Origin of the sequence: Methylobacterium sp. Leaf91, assembly GCF_001422815.1 — a bacterium.
Taxonomy (GTDB): Bacteria; Pseudomonadota; Alphaproteobacteria; order Rhizobiales; family Beijerinckiaceae; genus Methylobacterium.
On sequence record NZ_LMMP01000050.1, the window covers coordinates 87,545 to 101,778 of the forward strand.

General features: G+C 66.7%; 14 protein-coding genes. 3 read left to right on the top strand and 11 right to left on the bottom strand.

Annotated features, from left to right (window positions below; translation table 11 throughout):
* Nucleotides 1-194: 194 nt before the first annotated feature.
* The 7 genes from ASF32_RS21470 to ASF32_RS21500 form a co-directional block, all read right to left on the bottom strand.
* Nucleotides 195-434: a hypothetical protein gene (locus ASF32_RS21470; RefSeq protein WP_056433384.1), complete on the bottom strand. Its 240-nt coding sequence runs from the start codon at nucleotides 432-434 to the stop codon at nucleotides 195-197.
* 112 nt (nucleotides 435-546) lie between these two features.
* The gene (gene lpdA / locus ASF32_RS21475; protein ID WP_056433388.1) at nucleotides 547-1,986 is read right to left on the bottom strand and encodes a dihydrolipoyl dehydrogenase; all 1,440 of its coding nucleotides are present in this window, start codon (nucleotides 1,984-1,986) and stop codon (nucleotides 547-549) included.
* Between the two features lie 683 nt (nucleotides 1,987-2,669).
* The gene (locus ASF32_RS21480) at nucleotides 2,670-4,079 is read right to left on the bottom strand and encodes a pyruvate dehydrogenase complex dihydrolipoamide acetyltransferase (protein ID WP_056433391.1); all 1,410 of its coding nucleotides are present in this window, start codon (nucleotides 4,077-4,079) and stop codon (nucleotides 2,670-2,672) included.
* A gap of 43 nt (nucleotides 4,080-4,122) precedes the next feature.
* Nucleotides 4,123-4,413, bottom strand: a complete 291-nt coding sequence (locus tag ASF32_RS21485; protein ID WP_018043098.1) for a DUF5076 domain-containing protein — start codon at nucleotides 4,411-4,413, stop codon at nucleotides 4,123-4,125.
* A 142-nt stretch (nucleotides 4,414-4,555) separates the two neighbouring features.
* Complete coding sequence (locus ASF32_RS21490; RefSeq protein ID WP_056433394.1) at nucleotides 4,556-6,001, bottom strand: pyruvate dehydrogenase complex E1 component subunit beta; 1,446 nt, start codon at nucleotides 5,999-6,001, stop codon at nucleotides 4,556-4,558.
* A 136-nt stretch (nucleotides 6,002-6,137) separates the two neighbouring features.
* Nucleotides 6,138-7,223: a pyruvate dehydrogenase (acetyl-transferring) E1 component subunit alpha gene (pdhA, locus tag ASF32_RS21495; protein WP_056433397.1), complete on the bottom strand. Its 1,086-nt coding sequence runs from the start codon at nucleotides 7,221-7,223 to the stop codon at nucleotides 6,138-6,140.
* A gap of 122 nt (nucleotides 7,224-7,345) precedes the next feature.
* Nucleotides 7,346-7,657, bottom strand: coding sequence for a septum formation initiator family protein (locus ASF32_RS21500; RefSeq protein WP_056433401.1), 312 nt, complete (start codon nucleotides 7,655-7,657; stop codon nucleotides 7,346-7,348).
* Nucleotides 7,658-7,726: 69 nt separating this feature from the next.
* Between ASF32_RS21500 and ASF32_RS21505 the strand changes: the two genes are divergently transcribed.
* Together ASF32_RS21505 and mntR are read left to right on the top strand one after the other, a co-directional pair.
* Nucleotides 7,727-8,662, top strand: coding sequence for a LysR substrate-binding domain-containing protein (locus ASF32_RS21505; RefSeq protein WP_200919218.1), 936 nt, complete (start codon nucleotides 7,727-7,729; stop codon nucleotides 8,660-8,662).
* An 85-nt stretch (nucleotides 8,663-8,747) separates the two neighbouring features.
* Nucleotides 8,748-9,179, top strand: coding sequence for a manganese-binding transcriptional regulator MntR (mntR, locus tag ASF32_RS21510; protein WP_244477964.1), 432 nt, complete (start codon nucleotides 8,748-8,750; stop codon nucleotides 9,177-9,179).
* A gap of 71 nt (nucleotides 9,180-9,250) precedes the next feature.
* Here the strand turns inward: mntR and ASF32_RS21515 are convergent, their stop codons facing one another.
* The 4 genes from ASF32_RS21515 to ASF32_RS21530 form a co-directional block, all read right to left on the bottom strand.
* Nucleotides 9,251-9,865, bottom strand: coding sequence for a hypothetical protein (locus ASF32_RS21515; protein ID WP_156467925.1), 615 nt, complete (start codon nucleotides 9,863-9,865; stop codon nucleotides 9,251-9,253).
* Nucleotides 9,866-10,046: 181 nt separating this feature from the next.
* Nucleotides 10,047-11,345, bottom strand: coding sequence for a type III PLP-dependent enzyme (locus ASF32_RS21520; RefSeq protein ID WP_056433410.1), 1,299 nt, complete (start codon nucleotides 11,343-11,345; stop codon nucleotides 10,047-10,049).
* Nucleotides 11,338-12,861 (bottom strand): AMP-binding protein, encoded by a 1,524-nt coding sequence (locus ASF32_RS21525; protein WP_056433412.1) that lies wholly within the window; start codon nucleotides 12,859-12,861, stop codon nucleotides 11,338-11,340. The genes ASF32_RS21520 and ASF32_RS21525 overlap by 8 nt, the downstream gene beginning before the upstream one ends.
* A gap of 3 nt (nucleotides 12,862-12,864) precedes the next feature.
* The gene (locus ASF32_RS21530) at nucleotides 12,865-13,149 is read right to left on the bottom strand and encodes an acyl carrier protein (RefSeq protein WP_244477963.1); all 285 of its coding nucleotides are present in this window, start codon (nucleotides 13,147-13,149) and stop codon (nucleotides 12,865-12,867) included.
* A 310-nt stretch (nucleotides 13,150-13,459) separates the two neighbouring features.
* Here ASF32_RS21530 and aqpZ point away from each other — a divergent pair, with 310 nt between their 5' ends.
* On the top strand, nucleotides 13,460-14,200 hold the full coding sequence (aqpZ, locus tag ASF32_RS21535; RefSeq protein ID WP_056433414.1) for an aquaporin Z: 741 nt from the start codon (nucleotides 13,460-13,462) through the stop codon (nucleotides 14,198-14,200).
* The last annotated feature ends 34 nt before the right edge of the window (nucleotides 14,201-14,234 follow it).

Sequence of the window (14,234 nt, forward strand, 5' to 3'; positions counted from 1 at the left end):
ATACACCTCAAACAGGCTCTCAGAGCCCTCCGTTGCAGCGGGGGAGCTCCACGGAGACCGGCCAGAAAGCCGCGTCGCCCCGCCCCTGCGCTCATGCGCTGTGCATCCTCGTCGTGGGGCACGCGCAACTCGGCCGAGGCCTGACAGGGCGGGACATGCCGCGGCCATGGCGCACTTCAGGCGATGCCGTCGGCTTACCCGCCGTGCATGGCCGCGGAGCGGACATAACCCCGCGAAATCAACCGGCTGGTCTCGCGTGCCCGACGTTCGGCCTGCATCAGGTCGGACAGCGCGTCGGTGATGGCGCAGCGGAGCGCGATCTCCGCATCCCCCGCCGTGCTCGTCAGATAGGCCTGGGCGATATCCTCCACCGGACAGTGCAGGCCCGGCTCCGCCTCACCCTCGTTCCTGATCCTGGTCAGCGTCTTCGGCATGGCCCGTCTCCGACTCGTATTGAGAACGAAGACAGAACACGCCGTGACGGTTAACGGATCCTTACCCGGGTGGTTATAAGCCTGTGGACATCGGCACGATGATGTGCCGGGCTCAGCTGTGGATCACCTTGCCGTAGGCATCGAGCACGCTCTCGTGCATCATCTCGCTCAGGGTCGGGTGCGGGAAGACCGTGTGCATCAGGTCTTCCTCCGTCGTCTCCAGGTTCATGGCGACGACGTAGCCCTGGATCAGTTCGGTGACTTCCGCTCCCACCATGTGGGCGCCGAGCAGCTGGCCGGTCTTGGCGTCGAACACCGTCTTCACCAGCCCGTCCGGCTCGCCGAGCGCGATGGCCTTGCCGTTGCCGGCGAAGGGGAAGCGGCCGACCTTCACGGAGAATCCCAGCTCCTTCGCCTTGGCCTCGGTGAGGCCGACGCTGGCGATCTGCGGCTGGCAATAGGTGCAGCCGGGGATCTTGGCCTTGTCCATGGCGTGGGTGTGCAGGCCCTTGATCGTCTCGACGCAGAGCACGCCTTCGTGCTCGGCCTTGTGGGCGAGCATCGGCGGTCCGGCGACGTCGCCGATGGCGTAGATGCCCGGCACATTGGTGTTGCCGAGCCCATCGGTGACGACGATGCCGCGCTCGATGCCGATTCCAAGCTTCTCAAGACCGAGATTCTCGATGTTGCCGACGACGCCCACCGCCGAGATCAGCTTCTCCGCCGTCAACTGCTGGCTCTTGCCGTCCGTCGTCTCGACGGTGGCGGTGACGGAATCGGCCGCCTTCTCCACCTTCGTCACCTTGGCGCCGGTGAGGATCTTGATGCCCTGCTTCTCGAAGCGCTTGCGGGCGAGGCCGGCGATCTCGGCATCCTCCACCGGCAGGATCTGCGGCAGCAGCTCGATCACCGTCACCTCGGCGCCCATGGTGCGGTAGAACGAGGCGAACTCGATGCCGATGGCGCCCGAGCCCATGACGAGCAGGCTCTTGGGCATCGTCTCCGGCACCATGGCCTCGTAATAGGTCCAGATTTGCTTCTTGTCCGGCTCGATGCCCGGGATCGCGCGGGGGCGGGCACCCGTGGCGACGATGATGTGCTTGGCCGAATAGGAGCCGGCGGCCAGCGCACCCTTCGGCGCGGGGGCGCGGCTCGTCTCCTTCACCGTGACCTTGCCGGGCTCGTTGCCCTTGGCCGCGGCCTCGATGGTGGCCTCGCCCCAGATCACATCGACCTTGTTCTTCTTGAGCAGCATGCCGACGCCGCCGTTGAGCCGGGTCGAGACGCCGCGCGAGCGCTTGACGATGGCGGCCGTGTCGAACCCGACTTTCTCCGCCGACAGGCCGTAATCGGAAGCGTGCTGCATGTAGTGGTAGATTTCGGCCGAGCGCAGCAGCGCCTTCGTGGGGATGCAGCCCCAGTTCAGGCAGATGCCGCCGAGATGCTCTCGGTCCACCACCGCGGTCTTGAACCCGAGCTGTGCCGCCCGGATGGCCGCGACGTAGCCCCCGGGGCCTGCGCCGATGACGAGGATGTCGTAGGTGTTGGACATTCAGGGCTCCGCGGTCTCTCCTCCCCCTTGCGGGGAGGAGGTAGGAGGTGGGGGTGGTGCCGGATGAAACGGGTAAGGTGCCGATTGGCCCCTTGGCTTTGCCAATCCTGTCTCGGGCAGGACATGTAACGACGGGTCGGAGAGTGCGGCGAATATCGTCTCGAGGACGGTGTCGATCCGCAGCATGACGTCTGCATTGGTGAATCTGAAAACGCGGAAATCTCTCTCTTCGAGAGCGAGCGTGCGGGTTTCATCGTAAGCGGCCATGTGGTCGTGGCTATGCTGCCCGCCTTCGACTTCGACGATCATGCGCGCGGACAGACAACAGAAATCAGCGACGTAGGGACCGAGGGCAACCTGGCGACGGAAATGCGAGCCTTCGATCGGCAGGCAATGCCTCAGGTGCCGCCACAATCGCCTCTCCGCCTCTGTCGATGTTCGGCGCAGGGTCTTCGCATTCAGTGCGGCGCGTGGAGAGACAGAGTGCCGAGGCGGTTCCTTCCATGGCATCGGCTGTCGCCTCCCGTGAACCCCACCAAGCTCGCGCACCTCCCTCCCCCTTGTGGGGAGGGATCGAGGGTGGGGGTGGCTCCGCCGGACTTCGCAGTGGGTCACCCAGTCACCCCCACCTCCAACTCCTCCCCACAAGGGGGAGGAGGGCTCGTTCAGTCTGGTCCGAAAGACTAGACCAGCATCCCCATCGGGTTCTCGATCAGGCTCTTGAAGGCCGAGATCAACTCGGCGCCGAGAGCCCCGTCGAGCACACGGTGGTCGCAGGACAACGTGGCAGTCATCACCTGGACCACCGCCGGGGCGCCGTCCTTCACCACGACGCGCTTCTCGCCCGCACCCACCGCCAGGATCGAGGATTGCGGCGGGTTGATCACCGCCGTGAAGTGCTTGATGCCGAACATGCCGAGGTTCGACACCGAGGTGACGCCGCCCTGGTACTCTTCCGGCTTCAGCTTCTTGGCCCGCGCCCGGCCGGCAAAGTCCTTCATCTCGTTCGAGATGGTGGAGAGCGTCTTCTGGTCGGCCTTGCGGATCACCGGGGTGAACAACCCGCCGTCGATGGCGACGGCGACGCCGACCTCGGCATTGTTGAAGCGTAGGATCCGGTCCTCGGCCCAGACCGCGTTGGCGGCCGGCACGCGCATCAGCGCCAAGCCCATCGCCTTGATGACGAAGTCGTTCACCGAAAGCTTGAACAGCGGCTTGCCGTCCTTGGTGGTGCCGGCGCTCTTGTTGAGCTGTTCGCGCAGGGCCATCAGCGCGTCGAGCTCGCAATCCACCGTGAGGTAGAAGTGGGGGGCCACCTGCATCGCCTCGGTGAGGCGCTTGGCGATGGTCTTCCGCATGCCGTCGAGGGGAACCTCCTCGAACGTGCCCTTCTGGTAGAAGCCGCGCACCTGATCGGTGGTCAGCCCCTGTGCGGCGGCCTTTGGTGCGGGCGCTGGCGCAGCGGGAGCCGGAGCGGCCGCCGGCGCTGCGGCGGGGGCAGCCGCCTTCGGTGCGCCGGCCTTGGCCGAGCCGCTGGCGATGGCGGCGCGGACGTCGCGCTCGATCACGCGGCCATGCGGGCCGGAGCCCGAGACGGCGGAGAGGTCGATGCCTTCGAGCTTGGCGATGCGGCGCGCCAGCGGCGAGGCGACGATGCGTCCGCCCTGCCCTGCTTGGGGGGTGGCATCCGGCTTGGCGCCATCGGGCGCCGCGTCGACCCGCGCGTAGGATTTGTGGCCGTCCCCAGGAGTGGTGTTCAGTGCGGGCGTGTCGCTCTTCGGAGCGTCTGCCTCGGGAGCCTCCGCTTTTGCGCCGCCATCGCCCGAAGCCCCGACGGTCTTCGGGTCCTCACCCTCGGAGGCGATGATGGCGATGAGATCGTTCACCGGCACGTCGGCGGTGCCCTCGGCCACGACGATCTTGGCGAGGATGCCCTCGTCGATGGCCTCGACCTCCATCGTGGCCTTGTCGGTCTCGATCTCGGCGAGGACGTCGCCGGATTTGACCGCGTCGCCTTCCTTCTTGAGCCACTTGGCGAGGTTGCCCTTCTCCATCGTCGGCGACAGGGCGGGCATCAGGACGTTGATGGGCATCGTTATGAATCCTGATCGTCAGCGGATGGGCGTGGCGGGGCGTTCAGTTGAGTGTGCCGCCGGGCGGCAAGTCGGGGTCGAAGCTCTCGGAATCGAGACCGGCGCGGATACGCTCGAACGCCTCTTCCTCCGACATCTCGGTCTCCAGCGCGTAGACCCGGGCGGCCTGACGGGCGAGGTCGATGAGAAGACGGCCCCAGGTATAGGGATCGTCGAAGGAGCGGCGCAGGGCCACGCTCACCGCGCCGTCCACCACGCTGGCACGCACCACCTCGATGCCACCATTGTTCAGGGCGTCGGGGGGAGCGGAGAGTTCCTGGAACTTGTCGGTCATGGTGCTGCTCTACTCTCCTCCCCCTTGTGGGGAGGAGTTTGAGGTGGGGGTGGTTGGGCGACCCTCGACGTGCGGAGGCTGGCGGAAGCACCCCCACCCTCGATCCCTCCCCACAAGGGGGAGGGAAGTTGGCGCGGTAGGCTCAGCGATAGCAGACCGCCTTCACCGCCTGGATCACTTCGGCGACGTTGGGCAAGGCGAGTTTCTCGAGGTTGGCGGCGTAGGGCATCGGGACATCCTTGCCGGTGACCCGCAGGACCGGGGCGTCGAGGAAGTCGAAGGCATCGGCCATCAGGCGGGCGATGATCTCCGCGCCGATGCCCGATTGCGGGAAGCCCTCCTCGACGGTGACGCAGCGGCCGGTCTTCTTCACCGATTCCACGATCGTGTCGGTATCCATCGGGCGGAGCGTACGCAGGTCGATGACCTCCGCGTCGATCCCCTCTTCGGCCAAAGCCTGCGCCGCCTTCAGCGCGTAGGTCATGCCGATGGAGAAGGAGACGATGGTCACGTCCTTGCCGGTGCGGTGGATGCGCGCCTTGCCGATGGGGAGCACGAAATCGTCGAGCTTTGGCACCGGGAAGCTCTGGCCGTAGAGGATTTCGTTCTCGAGGAAGATCACCGGGTTCGGGTCGCGGATCGCGGCCTTGAGCAGGCCCTTGGCGTCGGAGGCCGTATAGGGCGCGATCACCTTGAGGCCGGGCACGTTGGAGTACCAGGCGGAGTAATCGTGGCTGTGCTGGGCGCCGACGCGGGCGGCAGCGCCGTTGGGACCACGGAACACGATGGGACAGCCGAGCTGGCCGCCGGACATGTAGAGGGTCTTGGCCGCCGAGTTGATGATGTGGTCGATCGCCTGCATGGCGAAGTTGAAGGTCATGAACTCGACGATGGGCCGCAGGCCGGTGAAGGCGGCACCGGCCGCGATGCCGGCGAATCCGTGCTCGGTGATCGGCGTGTCGACCACCCGGCGGGCGCCGAATTCCTGCAGCAGGCCCTGGGTCACCTTGTAGGCGCCCTGGTACTCGGCGACTTCCTCGCCCATCACGAAGACCGAATCCTCGCGGCGCATCTCCTCGGCCATGGCGTCGCGGAGCGACTCGCGCACGGTCATGGTGACCATTTCGGTGCCGGCCGGGAATTCCTCCATCACCGGCGCGGGGGCCTTGTTGGTGATGACGGCCGGGGCGGCGGGAGCGTTCGGCTTGTCGTCGCCCGATTTCTCCGTGGCGGCCGGTGCCGAGGCCTGGCCCTCGGCCTGCATCGTCGGCGTCGGGGCCGATTGTGCCGGGGTCGAAGCCTCCGGCTTCGAACCGCCGCCCGCCGCCGCCGCGGCCACGTCCTCGCCTTCGCCGGCGATGATGGCGATCGGCGTGTTCACCTTCACGCCCTCGGTGCCTTCCTCGATGAGGATCTTGGCGAGGACGCCTTCGTCGATGGCCTCGACTTCCATCGTGGCCTTGTCGGTCTCGATCTCGGCGAGGACATCGCCGGATTTGACCGCGTCGCCCTCCTTCTTCAGCCACTTGGCGAGCTTGCCTTCCTCCATCGTCGGAGACAGCGCGGGCATCAGGATGTCGGTCGCCATGAGGTTTTTTATCCGTAGGTTGGCGGGCGGCCTTCTGGAGAGGAAGCAGCGGCTTCTCGGTCCCTCGCTGCGGCTCTCCCCGTGCCGTCATGGCACGGGAGATGTCCCAGGTGGGGGGAGCGTCGCGAGGTCGGCCTTAAGCGCGGGCTTCCAGCAGGATGTCGGTCCAGAGTTCGGACGGATCCGGCTCGGGATCGTGCGTGGCGAACTCGGCCGCGTCGTTGACGGTCTCGCGGACCTTGGCGTCCGTGGCCTTGAGGTCCGCTTCCGGCACCCCGTGCATCTCGATCAGGCGCTTGCGCACCATCTCGATCGGGTCGTGCTCGTCGCGCATCTTGGAGACTTCGTCCTTGGTCCGGTACTTCGCCGGATCGGACATCGAGTGGCCGCGATAGCGGTAGGTCTGCATCTCGAGGATGTAGGGTCCCTGGCCGGAGCGGGCATGCTCCACCGCCCGGCTCGCCGCCTCACGGACGGTGCGGACGTCCATGCCGTCCACCTGCTCGCCGGGGATGCCGAAGGAGATGCCGCGCCTGGAGAAATCGGTCTGCGCCGAGGCGCGTGCCACCGACGTGCCCATGGCATAGCGGTTGTTCTCGATCACGTAGACCACGGGCAGCTTCCAGAGCTGGGCCATGTTGAAGCTCTCGTAGACCTGGCCCTGGTTGGCGGCGCCGTCGCCCATATAGGTCAGGCTGACTTTGCCGTTCTTCCTGTAGGCGTCGGCGAAACCGAGGCCGGTTCCGAGGGAGACCTGGGCGCCGACGATGCCGTGGCCACCGAAGAACTGCTTCTCCTTGGAGAACATGTGCATCGAGCCGCCCTTGCCGCGGGAATACCCGCCGCGGCGGCCGGTCAGCTCGGCCATCACGCCCTTCGGGTCCATGCCGCAGGCGAGCATGTGGCCGTGGTCGCGGTATCCGGTGATGGTCTGGTCGCCTTCGACCGAGGCCATCTGCATGCCGATCACGACGGCTTCCTGGCCGATATAGAGGTGGCAGAACCCACCGATCAGGCCCATGCCGTAGAGCTGGCCCGCCTTTTCCTCGAAGCGCCGGATCAGCAGCATTTCGTGATAGGCGTGAAGGTCTTCTTCCCGCGTGAATTGTGGTGTGTTCGGCGCGGGGGCGTGCTCCGGAGCATTGCTGGCCCCCGTACCCAACTGAGCCGAACCTTTGGCCGAATCGGCTTTCGCCTGCCCCGCTTCGTTGGCGGCATCCATCGGCTTTCCTCCCGTGAACGGCTATTCTGAACCGTTTCTAGGACAGGGTTTTCCGGAAAGCGAGGCCGTCCAGTCGACAGATCGTCGGAGTTGTCAGGCGGAATGCGACGGGACAAACACGATCATGGGTTGATGATGACGACATCGTTCGCGTGGACGCGCCCCAGCACGATGCGGGCACGTTCCTCGAGGAGATCGCGGTCGATCTGGTCGCTGCGCAGGAGGGCCACCCGGTGTTCCCAGATCGCCCGGTCCGCCTTGGCGGCCGTGAGCTCCTGCTTCAACCCATAGGCCTGGATCTTGAGCGCGCGCTTGGCCTCCAAGCCGCGATTGCCGCTCTCGGCCTGATGAACGAAATATCCGACCACGAGCGCGGACACGGCGTAGAGGCCGAGCGGCATGAGAACGGAACGGACGCGACGACGAACCACCATGTTTCGAGCATCGCGTCACAGGGTTAAGGATGTGTTTCCAATGTGGCCTCCTTTCGCCGGGTTTGCCCGATGATGCGTTTCGACCTCGTCGATCTCGGCCTGTTTCGCCACGTGGCCGAGGCGGGGTCGATCACGCATGGGGCGGCCCGGGCGAACCTGGCGCTCGCCGCCGCGTCGAGCCGGATACGGGCGATGGAGGTTTCCCTCGGGGCGGCACTCCTCAGCCGGAGCCGCCAGGGCGTGCTTCTCACCCCGGCGGGCCGCGCGCTGCTCGCTCATGCGCGCGGTCTTCTGGAGGGGGTCGACCGGATGCAGGGTGATCTCGCCGCCTATGCCGGCGGCGCGATCGGCCAGATCAAGGTTCTGTCGAACACCCACGCGCTGACCGAATTCCTGCCGGAAGCCCTGAGCGCCTATCTCGCCCTCCATACCGGCGTGAGCGTCGATATCGTCGAGCGGACGTCGGACGAGATCGTCGGTCTCGTGGCGGAGGGAGCCGCCGATCTCGGCATCGTCTCCGGCACGGTGGATACCGGCACCCTGGAGACCCACCCGTTCCGCCAGGACAGGTTCGTGGCGGTGCTGCCCTCCGGCCATCCGCTGGGGGAGCGGGACGGCGTGCTGTTCGCCGATGTGCTGGATTACGACCTCGTCGGCCTCGATCGGGCGAGCGCCATCACCCGCTTCCTCGCCGACAAGGCCATGCGCACCGGGCGGCCGCTCATGCGGCTGCGGGTCCAGCTGCGCGGCTTCGATGCGGTGTGCCGGCTGGTGGAATGCGGCGTCGGGCTCGGGATCGTCCCCGAAACCACCGCCCGGCGCGCCGCGCGCTCCATGGGCCTCGATATCGTGCCGCTCCTTGACCCATGGGCGGCGCGCGACCTCACCATCTGCCTGCGATCCCTCGAAGCGCTACCAGTTTTCGCCCGGGAATTCGTCGCTCATCTGCGCGCAGGGGCGTCACGGCCCGGTTTAGGGCTCCCCTCGGGGGCCGGCCTTGGCTAAACACGGCTCGGGAACGGAATGGTCCGTGTCCGTGACACCGATGAAGCAAGGGGTGCCCGGCATCATGCAGGATTCGTCGCGATCCATGCCCGACGCCCCTCTGGTCGATCCGGACGTCCATGTGGAGAGCTTCCGGCAGGCACGCGAGGCGCGCCGCCTCGAACTCGTCGAAGATTACGTGGAGTTGATCGCCGATCTCATCGGTGATGGCGGCGAGGCGCGGCAGGTCGATATCGCCGCACGCCTCGGCGTCGCCCAGCCCACCGTCGCCAAGATGCTGAAACGCCTGGCCGAGGACGGCCTCGTCCAGCAGCGCCCCTATCGCGGCGTGTTCCTCACCGAGAGCGGGCGCATGCTCGCGGTCCAGAGCCGCGAGCGCCATCGGATCGTCGAGCATTTTCTCTGTGCCCTCGGCGTCAGCGCCGAGACCGCGCGGCGCGATGCCGAAGGAATCGAGCATCACGTGAGCGCCGAGACGCTGGAGGCTTTCCGCGACTTCACGGAGCGCAAGGCCTGAAGGGGTCGAAGCTCAAAGGGCTGGCACGTCACGGAGAGGTGCCGGCCTTCGCCCCGTGGTCGAACGGAACGCTACGGTTTTCGCGCGAAGACATGGCGCGTCGAGCGGCTCGACGGCAGGACCGAGGTCGTTTCCCCTTCGCGCAAAGGCCGGGCGCTCCCGCCGATCTCGCGCCACCCGCCCCAGCTGGGTCCGGTCGCGGTCTCCTTGGATGCCTGGATGATGCCGTCCGAGACGGAAAGATGCCCGGTTGCGACGCCCCGTATCATTTCGGGCGCGTATTGCCGGGCCGCGATCCCGAACAGCGAGATCCCTTTGCTGCCTGGCGCCAGCAGGGTGCCGAGCGCGCCCTCAGGTGGTTCGCCGGCGAGGCGCATGACGCTGGTGTTGGAATCGAGGACGGCCGCTGCCGCTTCGATGTCGCCCTTTGCCAGGAGCCGGCCGGCGCGGGTGATGCGCACCTCGTAGCCGTATCCATCCCGGTCGCGATACAGGCGGGTCAGGCCGAGTTGCAGGGATTCGCAGATCATCAGCACGTGGTCGCGGGCGTATTCGTCGCTCGTCATGACCGTGGGGAAATCGCTCCTTCCCGTGTGCGTGCTGGCGGCGATGTGCTCGAGGAACTCGAGCTTGGTGGCTTTCCGCCTGATCGTGCCGCCGCCTTTCAACCGGGCTACCTCCCGCACCGCATTCGAACGTCATCGGGGCGACGAGCGCCCCACACAGCTCCCGAAGTCGGATGCCCCACGACGAGCCTCCGACCGTCACGTAGCTTTCGCGAGGGGACGTTAAGGCTGTGAGGGTTTCCGTTCTCTTGCCAAACCCCCTCAGTCTGAAACGATCTCATCCGTACGGAGGACGGGAGCGTCAGTCCGTCCTCAGTGCTCCGCCGATCTCCCGTGCCGCGCCGCCATCCACGAGGAGCTCCACCGGGCGCGGGTGGCTGAGAAAGCCCGTGGGGCTCGCCGTCAGGCCGTAGGCCCCCGATTGCAGCACGGCGATGAGGTCTCCTGCCGCGAGGTCCGGCAGCGCTGTGGCGCGGGCGAGCATGTCTAGGGGCGTGCAGAGCGGGCCGACGACGGCGCAGGGCGAGCGTGGCCCGCCCCGGTCCACCACGACGGTGACGGGATAATCGCGCTTGACCACCTGTCCGAGATTGCCGGAGGCGGCGAGATGATGGTGCATGCCCCCATCGGTGATGACGAAGCGGCTGCCCCGCGAGACCTTCACGGCCCGCACCCGCGCCACGTAGAGCCCGGCCGGCCCGGCGAGGAACCGTCCGGGTTCGAGCACGATCCGCGCCTCCCTGAGGCGGGGATCTGACTTCACACGGGCGATCAGCGGCGGCATGCCGTCCCGGATGGCGGCGAGGTCGAGCTGCGTGTCGGTGGAGAAATAGGGGATGCCGAGGCCGCCGCCGAGGTCGATCGTCTCCAGCGGACGCGCGATCCGGTCCGCGACCCGCGCCGCCAGCGACAGACCGTAGGCCCATTGCGACAGGAGCGTCGCGGCGACGAGCCCTTGCGTCCCGGCAAAGAGGTGGATGCCGGACAGGTGCAGGCGCGGCTCGGCCTCCACCGCATTGACGATCGCATCCAGTTCCTCCTCGTCGAAGCCGAAGGGCGAGGGTTTGCCGCCCATCCGCATGGCGCCCCCCTGCGCGTCGGGCCCCGGATTGATCCGGATCGCCACGCGCTGAACGACGCCGTGGCGTCCGGCGGCCTCGGCCACGCGCCGCATCTCCTCGATGTTCTCCAGATGGATCTCGCCGATCCCACCGGCGACGGTGGCCTCGATGTCGAAATCGCTCTTACCCGGCCCGGCGAACAGGATGTGTCGAGGTTCGACGCCGGCCGCCCAGGACGCGGCGAATTCCGCGCCGGAGGCGATCTCCGCCCCCGATCCCTCGTCGCGGAAAACCCGGATCACCTCGGGTGCCGGATTGGCCTTCACCGAATAATCCACCACGGCGAAGCCCGAGACCGCATCGGCGAGGTCGCGATAGGCCCGTCTCAGAAGGTCGGCATCGTAGATGAAGAGTGGCGTACCGTGAGCCTCGGCGAGGTCGCGCAGGTCGAGCCCGCCCACCCGGAGCACACCGTCAGACCGGGGGAAATGTGCCGCCACGAGGCGATCCGCGAGGCTATCGCCGGCCGTGTCAGACATAGCTCGTCCGTTCCGCCACGAGGCGCTTGTAATCGACCTTACCGTTCGGCGTCGTCGGCAGGGCCGGGACGCTCTCGACGGCACGCGGGACCATGTGCGGGGGAAGGCTCCGCCGCACGTCCTGCAGCACCTCGGCTTGGGCAGGGCCGCCCTCCGTCGGCACCGCCACCGCATGGATGCGTTGACCGAGCGCGGCATCCGGCAGGCCGATGACCGCCACGGCCCGGAAGGCCCCGGTTTCCATCAGCGCCTCCTCGACTTCGGTGGGGCTGACGCGGAACCCGGCGCTCTTGATCATCGCATCTTCGCGGCCGAGGAAGCGAAAGTAACCGTCCTCGTCTTCCACGACGAGGTCGCCCGAGCGGCAGACGAGGGTACCGTCCTCTGGAAAGCGCGGGTCAGGCACGAGCACCCTGGCGGTGTCCTCGGGCCGGTTCCAGTAGCCGAGGGACACGGTGGGCCCGCGATGGTGCAGGATACCGGGCTCTTGGGGCCGGCTCCGCTCTCCCTCCGCCGTCACCGCGAAGATCTCGGTCTCCGGGATGGCGCGGCCCATGGAGCCCGGCCGCATCTCCAATTCCTCCGGGGGAAGGAAGGTGGAGCGGAAAGCCTCGGTGAGGCCGTACATGAGTACGATCCCGGTCTGCGGCAGCGCCTTGCGCAGCCTCGAAACCGTCTCCAGCGGCACCGCTCCGCCGGAATTGGTGATCAACCGCAGGCTCGAAAGATCGGCCTTTCCCAGTCTCGGCGCCGCGCGGGTCAGCAGGGTCCAGAGGGTGGGGACGCCGGCGAGCAACGTGATCCGATGCCGTTCCAGCGCACCCACCACCTCGTCTCCGAAGCGGAATTCCAGCAGGACGAGGCACGCGCCCTGCTCGACGCTCGTGAGCAACTGGTTGAGGCCGTAATCGAACGAGAACGGCAGGACGGAGAGGATGCGGTCGTCCGCCGTGATCGCCAGGTAAGTGCGCACGATCCGGGTGCCGGCCAGGAGATTGGCATGGCTGAGCATCACGCCCTTCGGCAGACCGGTGGAGCCGGACGTGTAGAGGATCGCGGCGAGGCCGGGCGGCGGCGATGTCACGGATTCCGGTTGCAGCCGGACGATGATCGGGAATTCGGGAACCCCTCCCTCCCCCGTTGAGGGTGGAACGTTCGAGGGGGGCAGATCGAGGGCCGAGAGCAAGGTCGCGTCGGTGATGAGGAGCCGCGCACCGCAATCGGCTAGGATATGCGCCACCTGACGCGGGCGCAGGCTCGGATGGATCGGCACGAACACCGCCCCGATCCGGCTGATGGCGAAGATCGCCGTGGATTCGGCAAAGGATTTCGGAAGCAGGATCGCGATGCGGTCGCCGGGCTCCGCGCCCTGGCTCCTCAAACGTACTGCGAGATCATCCACCCCGGCCCGCATCCCGCCATAGCTCAGCCGTTCGGTGCCGGCGACGATGGCGATCCGCTCGGGCGCACATGCCGATCCGTCGAGGAGGTCGTGCAGCAGTGCGGGCGCCGACATATCCTAACGCTGCGCCTCAGCCCGCTTGGCGTCGACGAAGGCGGCCAGCGCGTCGATGCTTTCGAAATGCGTGAGTTCGAACGCGTCGTCCTCGATCTCGAAGCCGAACCGGTCGCCGAGCTCCATCATCAGATCGAGCACGCCGATGGAATCGAGGGCATCGCTGGTGACGAGGGACGTCTCGCCCGTGATGGCCCCTGGCGCGAGGCCGGGGTTGCGGCCAACGATGAAGGCGAAAATCGCCTCTCGCGCGGCGGCATGGGTGTCGACCACATTTGTCTCGACCACGTTCCAGCCTCCCCATCGGTCATTCCGCCGACCGTCGCCGCCCATAGCGAGGTCGACAGGGCAAGTCCATGAGTCACGCGGACGTGCTCCGAGCCGGCAAGTCATCCAGCATACGAGAGGAATGGGGCCGCGCCGGGTTTCCGGATGCGGAGGCGAGACAACACCGGGTGATGGTCTCGGTAGCACCGAATTGGTGATTGCGAAGTTTCTGGATGAAAACTAGTCTATCCGTGCGAATATTGATTATCGGGTCGATTCTTCGGTCGTGAATACCGGATTGCCGTCCCTTTGCATTTGGGCGGAGATTGTCATGACGCATGATACGATCCGGCGAGCGACCGCTGAGTTTTTTGGAACATTCTGGCTGACATTCGGTGGCTGCGGCGCAGCCGTCTTTTCCGCGGCCTATCCCGAATTGGGGATCGGATTTCTCGGGGTGGCCTTCGCCTTCGGACTCACGGTCCTGACGATGGCCTACGCCGTGGGCCATATCTCGGGTGGCCATTTCAATCCCGCCGTCACCGTCGGCCTATGGTCCGCCGGGCGTTGCGCCGACCATCATGTGATTCCCTACATCGTCGCGCAGATCGTCGGGGCCGTGTTCGGCGCCGGCGTGCTCTACCTCATCGCCTCCGGCAAGGCCGGATGGATGCCTAACGGCTTCGCCTCGAACGGCTACGGCGACCTCAGCCCAGGCAAGTATGGATTGCTCTCCTGCTTCCTCGTGGAGGTTCTCGCGACCTTCTTCTTCCTGTTCATAATCATCGGGACGACATCGAAGGGCGCCGCCACCGGATTTGCCGGTATTCCCATCGGCTTTGCCCTGGTGCTGATCCACCTCATCTCGATCCCGATCACCAACACCTCCGTCAATCCTGCGCGCAGCACCGGTCCGGCCCTGTTCGCGGGGGGCGAGGCGATGGGCCAGCTCTGGCTGTTCTGGCTGGCACCGGTGCTCGGTGCCGTGATGGCCGGGGCCATGGCGCGCTGGCTCTACGAGCCGGACACGATCATCGAGACGACGATCGTCGAGAACCGGACCCCGGCGTAGGAACCGACGGAACCCATTCCGTCTCGCGACCTCA

What these genes read in the sequence shown, in the direction of transcription:
- ASF32_RS21470 (WP_056433384.1), bottom strand. Translation starts at nt 434, where the DNA reads ATGCCGAAGACGCTGACCAGGATCAGGAACGAGGGTGAGGCGGAGCCG.
- lpdA (WP_056433388.1), bottom strand. Translation starts at nt 1,986, where the DNA reads ATGTCCAACACCTACGACATCCTCGTCATCGGCGCAGGCCCCGGGGGC.
- ASF32_RS21480 (WP_056433391.1), bottom strand. Translation starts at nt 4,079, where the DNA reads ATGCCCATCAACGTCCTGATGCCCGCCCTGTCGCCGACGATGGAGAAG.
- ASF32_RS21485 (WP_018043098.1), bottom strand. Translation starts at nt 4,413, where the DNA reads ATGACCGACAAGTTCCAGGAACTCTCCGCTCCCCCCGACGCCCTGAAC.
- ASF32_RS21490 (WP_056433394.1), bottom strand. Translation starts at nt 6,001, where the DNA reads ATGGCGACCGACATCCTGATGCCCGCGCTGTCTCCGACGATGGAGGAA.
- pdhA (WP_056433397.1), bottom strand. Translation starts at nt 7,223, where the DNA reads ATGGATGCCGCCAACGAAGCGGGGCAGGCGAAAGCCGATTCGGCCAAA.
- ASF32_RS21500 (WP_056433401.1), bottom strand. Translation starts at nt 7,657, where the DNA reads ATGGTGGTTCGTCGTCGCGTCCGTTCCGTTCTCATGCCGCTCGGCCTC.
- ASF32_RS21505 (WP_200919218.1), top strand. Translation starts at nt 7,727, where the DNA reads ATGATGCGTTTCGACCTCGTCGATCTCGGCCTGTTTCGCCACGTGGCC.
- mntR (WP_244477964.1), top strand. Translation starts at nt 8,748, where the DNA reads ATGCCCGACGCCCCTCTGGTCGATCCGGACGTCCATGTGGAGAGCTTC.
- ASF32_RS21520 (WP_056433410.1), bottom strand. Translation starts at nt 11,345, where the DNA reads ATGTCTGACACGGCCGGCGATAGCCTCGCGGATCGCCTCGTGGCGGCA.
- ASF32_RS21525 (WP_056433412.1), bottom strand. Translation starts at nt 12,861, where the DNA reads ATGTCGGCGCCCGCACTGCTGCACGACCTCCTCGACGGATCGGCATGT.
- aqpZ (WP_056433414.1), top strand. Translation starts at nt 13,460, where the DNA reads ATGACGCATGATACGATCCGGCGAGCGACCGCTGAGTTTTTTGGAACA.